This is a genomic window from Paenarthrobacter sp. NPDC091669 (assembly GCF_044756725.1).
GTDB classification, from domain to species: domain Bacteria; phylum Actinomycetota; class Actinomycetes; order Actinomycetales; family Micrococcaceae; genus Arthrobacter; species Arthrobacter bambusae_C.
The window spans coordinates 1-12,995 of sequence record NZ_JBIVTK010000002.1 but is presented as its reverse complement, the minus strand read 5'-3'; the positions used below and the strand labels follow the sequence as shown (position 1 = coordinate 12,995).

General features: G+C 64.9%; 12 protein-coding genes. 3 read left to right on the top strand and 9 right to left on the bottom strand.

Features of this window, described 5'->3' with window-relative positions; genetic code table 11:
* Nucleotide 1 precedes the first annotated feature (1 nt).
* The 7 genes from ACIQLI_RS03010 to ACIQLI_RS02980 all read right to left on the bottom strand — a co-directional run bounded on the left by ACIQLI_RS03010 (nucleotide 2) and on the right by ACIQLI_RS02980 (nucleotide 9,068).
* Nucleotides 2–2,071, bottom strand: a complete 2,070-nt coding sequence (locus ACIQLI_RS03010) for a LuxR C-terminal-related transcriptional regulator (RefSeq protein WP_400384814.1) — start codon at nucleotides 2,069–2,071, stop codon at nucleotides 2–4.
* Nucleotides 2,072–2,074: 3 nt separating this feature from the next.
* Nucleotides 2,075–4,075, bottom strand: a complete 2,001-nt coding sequence (locus ACIQLI_RS03005; protein WP_400384812.1) for an Hsp70 family protein — start codon at nucleotides 4,073–4,075, stop codon at nucleotides 2,075–2,077.
* A gap of 186 nt (nucleotides 4,076–4,261) precedes the next feature.
* Nucleotides 4,262–5,329: a c-type cytochrome biogenesis protein CcsB gene (gene ccsB, locus ACIQLI_RS03000; protein WP_400384810.1), complete on the bottom strand. Its 1,068-nt coding sequence runs from the start codon at nucleotides 5,327–5,329 to the stop codon at nucleotides 4,262–4,264.
* A complete protein-coding gene (locus tag ACIQLI_RS02995) occupies nucleotides 5,329–7,032 on the bottom strand; it encodes a cytochrome c biogenesis protein ResB (RefSeq protein WP_400384808.1) in 1,704 nt (567 codons plus the stop codon). The genes ccsB and ACIQLI_RS02995 overlap by 1 nt, the downstream gene beginning before the upstream one ends.
* Nucleotides 7,032–7,787 (bottom strand): cytochrome c biogenesis CcdA family protein, encoded by a 756-nt coding sequence (locus ACIQLI_RS02990; protein ID WP_400384806.1) that lies wholly within the window; start codon nucleotides 7,785–7,787, stop codon nucleotides 7,032–7,034. The genes ACIQLI_RS02995 and ACIQLI_RS02990 overlap by 1 nt, the downstream gene beginning before the upstream one ends.
* A 5-nt stretch (nucleotides 7,788–7,792) precedes the next feature.
* On the bottom strand, nucleotides 7,793–8,398 hold the full coding sequence (locus tag ACIQLI_RS02985; RefSeq protein ID WP_354229461.1) for a redoxin domain-containing protein: 606 nt from the start codon (nucleotides 8,396–8,398) through the stop codon (nucleotides 7,793–7,795).
* Between the two features lie 4 nt (nucleotides 8,399–8,402).
* Nucleotides 8,403–9,068 carry a histidine phosphatase family protein gene (locus tag ACIQLI_RS02980; RefSeq protein WP_354229459.1) on the bottom strand — a complete coding sequence of 222 codons (666 nt, stop codon included), beginning with the start codon at nucleotides 9,066–9,068 and terminating at the stop codon, nucleotides 8,403–8,405.
* Nucleotides 9,069–9,275: 207 nt separating this feature from the next.
* On the opposite strand from ACIQLI_RS02980, the gene ACIQLI_RS02975 reads away from it, so the two are divergent.
* The 3 genes from ACIQLI_RS02975 to ACIQLI_RS02965 all read left to right on the top strand — a co-directional run bounded on the left by ACIQLI_RS02975 (nucleotide 9,276) and on the right by ACIQLI_RS02965 (nucleotide 11,796).
* Nucleotides 9,276–9,827: a YceI family protein gene (locus tag ACIQLI_RS02975; protein ID WP_400385797.1), complete on the top strand. Its 552-nt coding sequence runs from the start codon at nucleotides 9,276–9,278 to the stop codon at nucleotides 9,825–9,827.
* 260 nt (nucleotides 9,828–10,087) lie between these two features.
* Nucleotides 10,088–10,786: a hypothetical protein gene (locus ACIQLI_RS02970; RefSeq protein WP_354229457.1), complete on the top strand. Its 699-nt coding sequence runs from the start codon at nucleotides 10,088–10,090 to the stop codon at nucleotides 10,784–10,786.
* A gap of 260 nt (nucleotides 10,787–11,046) precedes the next feature.
* Nucleotides 11,047–11,796: a hypothetical protein gene (locus tag ACIQLI_RS02965; RefSeq protein ID WP_354229455.1), complete on the top strand. Its 750-nt coding sequence runs from the start codon at nucleotides 11,047–11,049 to the stop codon at nucleotides 11,794–11,796.
* A gap of 49 nt (nucleotides 11,797–11,845) precedes the next feature.
* On the opposite strand, the gene ACIQLI_RS02960 is transcribed toward ACIQLI_RS02965, so the two are convergent.
* A complete protein-coding gene (locus ACIQLI_RS02960; RefSeq protein WP_089596074.1) occupies nucleotides 11,846–12,553 on the bottom strand; it encodes a redox-sensing transcriptional repressor Rex in 708 nt (235 codons plus the stop codon).
* A gap of 72 nt (nucleotides 12,554–12,625) precedes the next feature.
* Nucleotides 12,626–12,880, bottom strand: coding sequence for a glutaredoxin family protein (locus ACIQLI_RS02955; RefSeq protein WP_089596075.1), 255 nt, complete (start codon nucleotides 12,878–12,880; stop codon nucleotides 12,626–12,628).
* Nucleotides 12,881–12,995 lie beyond the last annotated feature (115 nt).

Below are 12,995 nucleotides of genomic sequence, written 5' to 3'. Positions count from 1 at the left end.
CTCACGGAGGCGGGTACCCCTCCCCCAAGGCAAGGCGCAGGCGGACCAGGAGGTCCGATCGGCTGTCGGCCCCCAAGCGCCTGCGCATGCGTGCCACATGGTGTTCGGCAGTGCGTGGCGAGATGTAGATGGCCTCACCGATCTCCCGGTAGGTCTTGCCTTCAAGGAGAAGCCGGGCCACTTCACGTTCCCTGGCGCTCAGCCCGGACGGATCCCCTGCACCCGGGCCGGCGCCGTCCGGAGCAGGGGTGCCCGCAACGCCATGGTGCGGCTCCTCCGCCCCATCGTGGCCCGCTGCGGCCGGAGCGCCCTGGGGATGGATGTCCCTGGCGCAGGCCAGCAGCCTTACGAGGTCACGCCGTTCCTCCGCGTGCGCGGCGGCATGGCCGGCCAGCCGTGCCCCTTCCCAAGGCATGCCGACGGCGGCCAACCCGCGGGCCGCCGTTTCGACGTCGGACGCTTCAAACCGGCCGGCCAAGACCGAAACCCAGGCTTTGCCACCCACGGCGAGAACGGACGCCAGATGGCTGTGTTCCGAAGCCCGAACCAGCGAGGCAGCGTGCGGCGCAAGCTCAGCGGGGCTTTCGCTCAGCAGCGCAGCCTGCACTGCCGCCCAATGCAGCGGCACCGACCAGAGCGGTGGGTTCCCCAAACTCTGTAAGAGCTCCCAGGCACCGTCCAGATAGTGCGAGACGCGACGTGTTTCCCGCAACCGTGCAGCAGAAACCATCAGTTCGCCCCACGGCAAAAGGCTGTAAAGATCCACAGCTACGTGCATCATGGCTTCCCGGGCCCGGTCCCAGGCCAGGACCAGCGCGTGCACGTCGCTGCCACGCCGCGCCAACCCAACCTCCAGCGCTGCCAGCAGCAACTCGTCGCGGGGTGCCAAGGACCAGTGGTTTGCCTTGACGGCCTCGTTGATGGCCAACCGTGCCTCGTCAGCGTTGTCTTGCTGCATTGCGGTCCATGCCTGCAGGAGGAACAGCCGGGGTCGGGCAGCATCCCCTCCCTGGCCCGCGGCCAACGCCGCCCTGAGCACGGTGTCCGCTACCGCCGGTTCCCCATTGTGGAGTGCGCAGAGGGCTGCCAAGGCCCCCGGAGTCTCCGGCAAGGGAATCGCCGCGCCAGAGGCATTCATCATGTCCGAGGCCCTGATGAGCTCCGGCAGGGCCAATTGCGGGTTGGGTCCAAGGGTCTGCCGCAGGCCCTCCTGGGTGAGCGTCAAAGCCACCGCCAGCAGCGTTGGCGAACCGGACGGCACGGCGGCTGCAAGGATCTCTTCAGCCCGCACGGCGTTTCCGGTGCCGATCATGGCCACTGCGGCCAGCGGCGCAGACCCCTGCAACCTGTCCGGCCCCAACCAGCTGTACGTGTCAGCGCTCCGCGACAACATTCCCCGCTGTGCCCACACTGCGGCTGCCACGTCCACCCCCAGGCGAAGGTGGGGAGGTTCGGGCAGCGCGAGCAGCCTGTCAACGATCCTGCCAGCTTCGTCCAGATCCCCGGTGGCGGCCAAAGCCTGGGCACGCTTCGCGGAAATGTGGAGCTCCTTGTTCCCGGCAAGAAGCGCTTCGGCATAGAGATCCACGGCAAGACGCGGATCCGTTTCCAGCACGCTGTTTGCCACCTCTTCAAGTTCCGCGGCAACGCGGGCATCCTGCATCCCACTCCTGGCGAGGTCGCGGGCCAGGTCTCCCAAGGGACGGCCTTCGTCCAGGACCTTGTCCACGAGCTCCCGCTGCAGCGCGCGGATGCGGGAGGGCGGGGTTCCATGCAGCAAGGCATGCTGGACCGTCCCCACTACGGACCCGTCGGCCAGCAGCAAGCCCGCATCCATGGCTGCAGTGATAATCGAGTCCAGGCCATCATGGCCTTCAAGGCCACGCGGCAGGGGTGAAGGCAGCGTGAACCCCACGGATAGGGCGAGGAGCAGCTCGCGGACTTTCGCGGAATCCCCGGAAAGCTCCGGAACAGGGTGTGGCGCTGCCTCGTGAAGGGCGGCAGGTTCCTTGAACGGGTGATCGTCCGGCCCGGGTGGAAGGTGCCCGGGCTTAGGGTCATGTCCCGTCATGGGCTACACCGCCGGAAGCATCGCTGGATCCGGAATGGTGCCCGTTTCCGAGGGCTCGGGTAAGGGATCAGCCGTGACAGGCGGGGGTACCGGTTCCGGCGTTGGCTCGGGTGACGGCGGTGGGGGGTCTTGCGTGAGCGTCGGTTCAGGCTGCGGCACTGTTGGCTCGGGCGACGGCGGTGGCGTGACAGGATCAGCCGGGGTCGCAGGTTCTATGACCGGTGGTGGCGTGGTGGGGGGCGGGGTAGGCCCACTGGCGGCGCCACCAGTAGGTGCCGGTGTGGGGGTGGTGGGAGCTGGAGTGGTGCCCGGAGCAGCGGGGGTTCCCGTGCCCGGCGCGGCAGGAGTGGCGGTGGCAGTTCCACCGGATGAGGTGCCCGAGGAGGTGCCGGCAGCCGGTCCGGCGGCAGATCCTGCGCCGGGTCCCGCAGCGGCCCCCGATCCAGTGCCGGTATTCGTGGTGCCGGTCCGGGCCGGGCTCTTCCCCGCCCCATTCCCTGCCTTGGTAACCCCAGCCCTGGCGCTGGCTTCAAGTCCACCCGTTGGCTTGCCGGCCGTCGGGGTTTCCCCGGTCTTCCCGCCACCAGCATCACTGCTTTGGCCCCCGGAAGCCTGAGGACCGCCGTCGCGCATGACATCAGCGGTCTGGTTGCCGAATACGGTCGCCAGCAGCCCACTGCCTTCGGGACTCTGTGCCGCCGTCGCCGTAGCGATGGTCAAGGCTGCTGCCGCTACTGCCGCGGCCGCCGCCATCCGGACACGCGGCCGGGGAGCGTGCCGGCCGGGCTTTGCGGACGCTGCTGTGATGACGCCCAGGGCCGGGGCCCGGCTCGCGGTATGCGGACGCCCCAGCGCACCACCTGCCACCACGTTGGCAGCCGCCGCCCGTCCAGCGACCGCTGCCGCCGCATCCACGGCGTCTTCGCCCCTTGAGCGCAAACCAGCCACCGCTGCACCAAGGCAGATGGAGGACTTGGGATCGGCGTCGACGGCGATGGGCCGGCCAAGTTCCACCGAAATCATCTCGGCCACGAGGGGAATGCGCGATGACCCACCGATGAGCAGCACGGCGCTCAGGTCCTGGGAGTCCACGTTGACGCTCTGCAAGCTTCGTTCCAGTGCTTCCACGGTTTCCCGGAGGGGTTCCTCGATCAGCGCTTCGAATTCGGCGCGGACCAGCCGCACGGACTGCTGTGTGCCCGGCAGTGAAACGGCCACACTGGATTCGCTGTCCATGGACAGCGCTTCCTTGGCCTCACGGCATTCCCGCCGCAGCCTCGAAAGGGCAGCCAGCATGTCCGGTGCCTCCGGATCCACGTCCGCAGACGCCTTGACGTGGCCCATCACGTGCCGCAGGACGGCGGCGTCGAAGTCTGCGCCACCAAGGGTTTCAATTCCGTCCGGGCGTCCCAGCAGCTCAAAGTTCCCGGCTCCGGCTTTGCGGAGGACGGCGGTGTCGAACGTACCTCCGCCGAGGTCGTACACAGCGATGACGCTGCCGTCTTCCACCCGCGTTTGGGAGGCGTAATGCAGGGCCGCCGCTTCCGGCTCACTGATCAGGGTGATGTCCTGGAGGCCCGCCACGTTGAGCGCTGCGAGGACCACCGACGTCCGGTGCCGGCCCCAGGCAGCGGGGTGCGTCATGATGATCGACGACGGCGCCGTCCCCTCCCGCTCCCCGGCCCTGTCCACCACCCACCGGGCCATGGTGGCGTACACATCCTCCGGGGCCAGCCACCCCTCGCCGACTGCGAGGGGGACGGAATCCCCGATCCGGCGTTTGAACTCACGCACCATGCGGTGGGGATCGTCCAGGCCCCGGCGTTCGGCCGCTTCGCCTACCAGCACCCGGCCGTCGTCGGCGTAGAACAACACCGAAGGCACGGCGCTGCCATGTAATCCCAACGGGAGGATTTCCGGTGTAGGGGTTGGACTCTGGTCCGGCTTAACCAGGGCTGCTGCGGTAAAACTCGTCCCGACGTCAATGGCGAGAACATAGTTCATAGCTACCTCAAAAGAACACGGCGCGTCGCTAGCGGGCTGCATCACAAGCGGGTCCTCAACAAGTTAGCACCTGCCTTGGACAGGCAAAAGGCTTGTTGAGTGCACCGTTTTGTTGTTTTCCGAGGGTCGGTCCCGGGCCAGGGACAACGCCCCTGCTCAGGCCCGGATTGGGACTCTGCCCCGAATTTAGAGACCGGAGTAAGAATGCAGGCCGTTAAAGACCGTGTTCACCAGTGTGAAGTTGATGATGACGCAGGCGTAGCCAACAATCGACAACCAGGCGGCACGGGTTCCGGTCCAACCGCGGGTGGCCCGGGCGTGCAGGTAGCCGGCGTAGACCACCCAGATCACAAAGGTCCAGACTTCCTTGGGGTCCCAGCCCCAGAAGCGACCCCAGGCTTTTTCGGCCCAGATGGCGCCGAACATGAGGGTGAACGTCCAGCCGATGAAGGCGATGGCATTGATGCGGTAGGAGAGATTCTCCAGGCTCAAAGCGTTGGGGACCAGGCGCATGAAGCCCAGCTTGTCCGTACGGCCAGCAGCAAGGCTCTTCTGGCGGTGCGACTGCAGCAACTGCAGCACGGACATGGCGAAGGTCAGCGTGAACAGCGCTGAAGAGAGCACTGCGATGGAGACGTGGATGATCAGCCAGTAGCTCTGCAGTGCCGGAACCAGATGACCCACCGGGGTCCAGAAAGCAGCCGATGCGGCCACCAGCATAATGATGGCCAAGCCGATCACGAACGTGCCCAGGAACCGCAGGTCGCGGCGGATGAGGACGATCAGGAACACAGCCACGGCAACAAAGGCGCCGGTGGTAAGGAACTCGTACATGTTGCCCCACGGCACGCGGCCTGCACCGAACGCGCGGGTGACCACGCCTGCGCCGTGGATGAGGACGCCCAACACCGTCAGGGCCACAGCTACGCGGGCAGGTGCGCGGCGTTCGCCGGCGTACTTCATGTCGCCGGCGGCGGTGCCGCCCTCAAAGGTGAGGCCCGACGTCGGACGCTCGGCGCGGCCTGCCGGCCCACCGGCGTCGGGACCTCCCAAGCCTCCCGCGACGCGGCCTGCAGCAACCGTGACCTTCTCGCCGGCAGTGCTGGCCGCAGCCTTCAGGTCCACGGCGCGGAGCATCTTGCTGCTCTTGGCCAGGTCCCAGGCAAACGCGATGAACGCCACGGTGTAGGTGCCGGCGGCCAACAGCATGAACAGCTCGCTGTATTGGCCCAGGGTTTCGTTGATGACGGGCATTACTGGTCCTTCGAGGTTGAGGAAGATCCTGCTGTTGTTGTAGCGGTGTCCTGCGTCTGTGGGATGTTCCATTCCCGGGCAAAGATCTCGCGAAGTGCTGCGGCTTCGCCGGCAAGGCGGTGGTCTTCACCGCGGGCCAGCAGGCCGTATTCCACCATGGTGCGGCCGTCCGCGTGGGTTCCGGTGCGGACCCAGACGCGGCGGCGGTTGATGTAGAGCGACATGACCAGGCCACCCACTGCGAGGAAGCCGAAGATCAGTGCATAGAGCTGGCCGGGGTTGTGGTGGATGTCCACGCCGATGTACTTCTTGACGCCGTCGAATGTGATGCTGCCCTTGCCTTCGGGCAGGTTGACGGTTGCGCCCGGGGTCAAGGTGATGCCCCCTGCCGCGAGGTCGCGGGCATTGAGCGGTTTCAAGTCCTTGACGTCCAGTTCGAACACGTTCTGGGGCACGCCCTTGTCCAGGCCGAGGTCTCCGTAGAACGAATTCAGGCTCAGCTGGGGGTTGAAGAGCTCCGGGGAAGCGCTGAACGAGGTGCCGTCTTCGGTGACGAACGCCGTGGGGAGGAAGAAGCCCACAAAGCCGAGCTGCTCAGGCTTTGCGTCCGGGACCTTGATGACCACCGACGAGTAGTAGTTGTCGCCCTGGACTTTGGCCGTGACCGGGCCTTGGAAGGAAACATTGCCCTCGCCGTCGCGGACGGTGACCAGGGGTGCGTAGCCGTTGCCGGTCAGGTAGAGGCTGGTACCGCCGAGGGAAACGGGATCGTTGACCTTGAGGGTTTCCTTCTTGACCGGTGAATCCGGTCCTTCCTTGGTGGTGACTTCGGCCGTGTAATCGATCGGCTGGCCGGCTTTGCCCGGGGATTCACGGTCGAACTTGGCTTCGAAGTTGTCCAGTTGCATCGAGTACGGCTGGAGCGCGCTGCTCTGGAAGTTGGTGCCCGGAGTGAATTGGTCGTAGCCCACCAGGGTGTTGACGAACGTTTCGCCTTCCACGAGGATGCGCTGGCCGCTGTACCCGTACAGGCCGCCGATGGCCACGGACACCAGCACCCCGATCAGCGAGGTGTGGAAGACCAGGTTGCCGACTTCCTTCAGGAAGCCGCGCTCGGCACCCAAGGACGGCAGGGCGCCGTCGACGTCCCTGACTTCCACGCGGTAGCCGCGCTTCTTCAGCAGCCCGGCGGCATCGTTGATGGCCTTCGACGCCGGGATCCCGGCGTCGGCGGGTACCGCCAAGGTGCCGTACTCCGGCAGGCGCGAAAGGCGCTTGGGGGTGCGGGGCGGCTGGGACTTCATGGCCTTGTAGTGGGCGATGGCGCGCGGGGTGACGCAGCCGATCAGCGAGATAAAGAGCAGGATGTAGATGGCGGAGAACCAAGCCGACGAGTAGACGTCGTATAGCTGCAACGCGTCCAGGAGCTCGCCGTAGGACGGGTTGTCCTTGATGTACTGCGTGACCACCGACGGGTTGGCCGGCCGCTGCGGGAACAGGGAACCCGGCACTGCGCCCACGGCGAGCAGCAGCAGCAGGAACAACGCTGTGCGCATGCTGGTCAACTGGGTCCAGGCCCACCGGAGCATGCCCTTGAACCCGAGGGCGGGAAGTGCGGCCTCGGACTTGGCCTGCTGGAGTTTTCCTTCCGCTGTGTTTTCAGCGGACGGTGACTTCTTCTTGGCTTTCACGGACTCGCTCATCAGATTGGCAACTTCACATCGTTTTGGAACCAGTACTGCAACTCGGTCACCCAGGTTCCCCACACGCCGGTGGCCATCAGGATGCCGAGCAAAATCAGGATGCCGCCGCCGATCCGCTGGATGGCCAGACGGTGCTTGCGGAAGTAGGACATGACTCCCATGCCTCGGCGGACAGCCAGCGCAATCAAAAGGAAGGGGATGCCCAGTCCAAGGCTGTAGACGAACGCCAGGAGCGCGCCCTTGGCTGCCGAGGAACCACCGGACAGGCTCAGCAACTGTACCGCGGAGTACGTCGGCCCAATGCAGGGCGCCCAGCCCAGTCCGAAGGTCAATCCCAGGAGCGGGGCGCCCCAGAGGCCGGCCGGCGGTTTGGCATGGATCTTCGCGTCGCGCTGCAACCAGCCGAAGCCGCCCATGAACACCACTCCCATGATGATCACCAGAATGCCCAGCAACTGCGTAATCCAGGCGTTCTGCGGGCCGGTCAGCAACGTGCCCAACTGCCCGAAGGCGCCACCCAGGAGAACAAAGATCACCGAGAAGCCCAGGACGAACAGGCCGATTCCGGCCAGCATGCGGCCACGCCGCTGCTTTTGGAGGTCGACGCCGGTCAGTCCCGTGACGTAGCCCAGGTAACCGGGGACCAGGGGCAGCACGCATGGCGAAAGGAAGGACACCAGCCCGGCCAGCAAAGCCACCGGCACAGCCAGCAGCAGCGATCCGTTGAGGATCGTCTCGGCGAAGGGACTGTTCATGGGTGCTACTCAGCCACTGCAGAAGTAATGAGGGCTTTCAACGTGCTCTTCTCAATCTCACCGAGCACGCGGGAGGCGACCTTGCCATCCTTGTCCAGGACCAACGTTGTGGGCACTGCGCCAGGAGGCACGATGCCGGACACGGACAGGAGCACAGCCCCGTCCTTGTCGTTGAAGCTCGGGTAGGTGATGTTGAAGGTCTTGTCGAAGGCCTCAGCCGTAGCTTGTTCGTCGCGCAGGTTGACGCCGAAGAACTGGACGCCCTGGTCCTTGAAGTCCTGGTGCAGGGCTTCAAGCTGGGGCGCCTCGATGCGGCAAGGTGCACAGGCAGCAAACCAGAAGTTCAGGACGGTGACTTTGCCCTTGAGGTCCTCGGGCTTTACCGTCTCCCCATTAAAGAGGGTGCCTTTGAGTGCCACTGGCGCGGCACGGTCCGCCTTGGCGAACTCCGTCACCGAACCATCGCCGGCTACGTAGTTCTTGTTGTCGCCTGCCTTGGCTTGCTTAGCCAGGGAATCTTCCTGGGCACAAGCGGACAGGCCCATGGTCAGTCCTGCGAGGAGGACGCCGCCGGCAGTCAACGCGCTGCGACGTGAAAGGTTCTTGTCCATGCTTCTATGCCCCCGGGGTGCTGGCCGCGCCGGGGAGCAGGACGGCAGCAGGTTCGGTGTATTCAACGCGCACGATCTTGCCGTTCCCGTCCAGGGTCAGGGACGTCAGGGAGGTGAGCGTGCATTCGCGCTTGCGGGGATCGTGTGCCAGCCGGCGTCCCTCTGCCGTCAAACGGGTCGACCAGATGGGGAGCTGATGGCTCACGAGGATGGCTTCGGCACCGTCGCCACCCAACTCAACCGCCTTTGCCCGGGCGTCTTCAACCGCAGCCAGAACCCGCGCGGCTTGCTCCTTGTACGGCTCGCCCCAGGAGGGACGCAGTGGATTGCGGAAGTAGATCCAGTGCTTGGGCTTCAGGAACTCGCTTTTGGTGGGGTGCAGCCCCTCAAAGTGGTTCTCGGCCTCGATGATGCGGGGCTCGGTGGTGATCTCCAGGTTCAGGGCCTCCGCAGTGGGCATGGCCGTTTCCTGGGCTCGCGTCAACGGCGAGGCCACCAAGTGGACAATCTTGGCGCCCTGGCCGGCCCGTGCCACAAAGTGGTCGGCCAGCATACGGGCCATCTCCCGGCCACGCTCGGAGAGGTGGAATTCCGGCAGGCGGCCGTACAGGACGCCGTCGGGATTATGGACCTCGCCATGGCGAAGCAGGTGGACAGTTGCTTGGGGCATGTTTACCAGTTTCTCAAAGAAGCGGGGCGATCCGAAATCTTCTACCGCTAGTAGAACTCAAAGTTTTTCCGAAATGTTCCCCGGAGTTGGAATAAAAGATGCATATGCATGTTTATACTAGACACGAAGCTCGGTTGACGTTTCAAGCAATGAGCTCGACCAGGCAAGCACGCAGTACCTACCAATCGATATAGGAGCAACACCATGATGACTCTCCCCGCTTCCGTCACCACCGGCACCTGGGCCCTCGACGCTTCCCACAGCGAGATCGGCTTCACCGTCCGCCACGCAGGCATCAGCAAGGTACGCGGCCAGTTCAAGGACGCTTCGGCCACCCTCGAAGTTGGCGAAACCCTGACCGACTCAAAGGTCACCGCCACCATCCTGACCGCCAGCTTCGACTCCGGCGACGTCAACCGCGACGGCCACGTCAAGGGCGAAGACTTCTTCGACGTGGAGAAGTTCCCGGAGATCACGTTCGTGTCCCGCCACGTCAAGGCCAACGGCAACAGCTTCGACCTCGTGGGCGATCTCACAATCAAGGGCGTGACCAAGGAAGTGTCCATCGAAACCGAATTCAACGGTGTCGCAGTGGATCCCTTTGGCAACACCCGCGCCGGCGTCTCCGGCGAAACCACCATCAGCCGCAAGGACTTCGGCCTCACCTGGAACGCCGTCCTCGAAGCCGGTGGCGTGCTGGTCAGCGACAAGGTTGCCATCAACCTGGAACTCGCTTTCATCGCACCGGCCGCTGCATAGTCTTTTTCTCCCCCGGCCCAGGTGCACGGGTCCCGCCCTTGTTCGCCATCCACACCGCACTTCGCAGAGGATGGCCAACAAGACGCGGATCCGTAGCCAGGCAAGCCAAACGGCGCCACCCACAGTCCCCGGCTGTGTGGGGGCGCCGTTTCGCATATCCGGAAGTCACCCCGCAATTGTTCGGCAAACAGCCTGTAATTACCTGCGAGTTGGCTCCGAAGTTCCTATGCAACCCTCAACCTGCGGTCTACAGTGATGCCATGAGTACCCCAGACGAAGCACCACAGCCACAGCAGCCCGGCTCCCAGCCTCCGCAGCCCGGCAATGTTCCTCCTGCGGGTTACCAGCCTCCGCAGGGCTACCAGCCACCCCAGGGTTACCAGCCGCCGTCGCAACCGGGCCAATATTCACAGCCCGGCCCGGGGCAGCCCGGCCCACCGCAGGCAGGCCCCGGACAGCCTGGTTTCCACTTCGAAATGCCCACCGACGGGCCCCGCAACTTCAACGACGTCATGCCCCAGGGCGGATTCTCGGGAATGTTCAAAACCCAGGGCCTCCCCACCGAGCTGAAGGTTTCCTACTTCATCTGGGTGATCTCCGGACTCCTTGGCCTGCTGTTCGGGCTGATCGGATTCTTCGCGATCATTGCCCTCTTCGCGTTCGCTCCCGGCGTTGCAGCCATCCTGCTGATCATCCTGATTCTTACCCTGGCCGTGGCAGCGGCGCAGGTAGTCCTGGCGATGAAGATGAAGGAAGGGAAAGAGTGGGCCCGCCTCGCCCTCACCATCGTGGCCGGCATCTCCCTGCTCCTCACCATTTTCAGTGCGGCCAGTGCCGGCGGATCCAGCACGGGCCTTGGCAGCAACTGGTTCGGTTTCCTCGTCAGCGCCGTAGCCGTAGTCCTGATGTGGCTCCCGAATTCACAACTCTGGTTCAAGGCAGTCAAGGGCCACGCTTAGCGCTGACGCAACTGCCGTCGTCGTGCCTTATCGACGGTGTACAGGCTGAAGGCCGCGGTAAATCCTCCCGGATTGCCGCGGCTTTCATCATGAAGGCGTAAGCCAACATGATGATTTTTGCCGTGAGCCGGAAATACCTGCGTGGGATCACCTGCAGCGTCAGACCCGGGAGGTACGGTGGAAGCAGAACCACGCTGGGGGCAGGGTCATTTTGCTGATCCCGGCGGCCGCACCAGCAGTCGAACAAGCAAAGGAATGCCATGAGCAACCCTCCCTACCCGCCGTCAAACCCGGGCGATGCCAACCAGCCCGAGCAGCCGGGCACCCAGCCTGCCGCTCCCGCCGCGCCCCAGTACGGACAGCAGAGCCCCGCCGCGCCGCAGTACGGCCAGCCCGCTGCCCCGCAGTACGGACAGCAGAGCCCCGCCGCGCCGCAGTACGGCCAGCAGTCATCCCCGTACGGCCAGGCTCCCGGCGCTCCGCAATACGGACAGGACACCAACTGGCCCAGCCAGCAGCCTGGTCCCACAGCTGTGCCGCCCATGGTCAACTACGCCTTCTGGATGATCGTTGCCGCCGGTGTTCTCTCCGCCATCAGCTCGCTCCTGTTGGCCACCACTGGTGCTGATGCCTTCATCAACGCCATGAACCAGCAGGCAAGCCAGCAGGGTACCGACCTCCCCGCAGGGTCCATGGAAAGCATGCGCGGTGTGATCGGCGTCAGCGCCGTCGTCGGCGCGATTCTGGCCCTCGGCCTCTACGCCTTGGTCGCTTTCCCCGTCCGTAAGGGCAAGAACTGGGCACGGATCCTGGGAACCGTCTTCGCGGCCATCTCCGTCCTGGGCCTCACCAGCCTGTTCCAGTTCGGCGCCACCTACGGCATCCTGCAGCTCATCGTGATCCTGCTGGGAGTCGCGGCGATCGTCATGCTGTACCTGCCGGCGTCGGCCCCGTACTTCCGCAAGGCGCAGCCGTTCGGCAACCCGTACCAGAACCCGTACGGCCGCTAGACACTCAGAGTTCCAGACGCTTCAAGCGCGGGCGCGGACCCGGCGAAGGCTAAACAGCCTGGCCCGGCGTCTGCGCCCGTTGTGCGTGGTACGCCAAAATCTGGAGCTCCGTGGCCATGTCCACCTTGCGGAGGTTTACGTGCGGAGGGACCTGCAACAGCACCGGCGCGAAGCTGAGGATGCTCCGGATCCCGGCGGCAATCACGCGGTCGCATACTGCCTGGGCTACCGTGGCGGGCAAGGCCAGCACCACCATGTTGGTGTGCGTGCGCTCCAGGACGCGCTCAAGCTCCGCGGAGTCGCTGACGCGCAGCCAGCCCACTTCGTTGCCGATCACCATGGGGTCGGCGTCGAAGATGGCCACGACGTCGAAGCCGCGGGACTCAAAGCCCCCATACCGGGCCAGGGCCTTGCCGAGGTTACCGGCGCCCACAATGGCAACTTTCCAGTCATGGGTCAGGCCCAGGGCCGCGGCGATGTGGCGGCTCAAATACTGGACTTCATAGCCGACACCGCGCGTCCCGTACGAGCCCACGTAGGAAAGATCCTTGCGCAGGGTGGACGAGCTGACACCTGAGGCTTCCGCCAGCGCTTCGGACGAGACCCGCTCCACGCCTTCGGCCAGCAGGGAGTTGAGCGCGCGCAAATAGAGCGTCATCCGGGCCACAGCCGCGGGCGGGATCTGCTTGGTGGCAGGTTCATTGTCCCCGGTGGCAGCCTCCGGGGACGGTTCCAGCGCAGTCACGGTATTCTCCATTGCGTCGCTTTGTTGTTCCACTCTATGACCCCCGGCCGGACTCAACAAAAGCCATTACCAACGGGTAATCCCTCAGCCCTCCAGCACCTTCTTCAGGGTGCGGGTGAGCCGTTCCTCGTCAATCTTCCAAAAATCACGCTGGACGCCGTCCACCAGCACCACGGGTATCTCTTCCGCGAAGCGCTCCTGCAGTTGGGGATCGCCGTCGATCCGTTGCTCCTTCCACGGCACGCCAAGACTCTTAGTGACACGCTCGACGGCGGCACGCGCCTCAGTGCACAAGTGGCAGTCAGCTTTGGTGAGGAGAACGACGTCGGGAATAGCCATGTCTCAAAGGTACCGGCCCGACCCTCGTTACCTTTTTCGTAGCCCGTTTCCTGGTGCAGGATATGGGTGTGCTGGCCTGCTGACCCCGGCATGATTGCGACCCTCTGTTGATTCG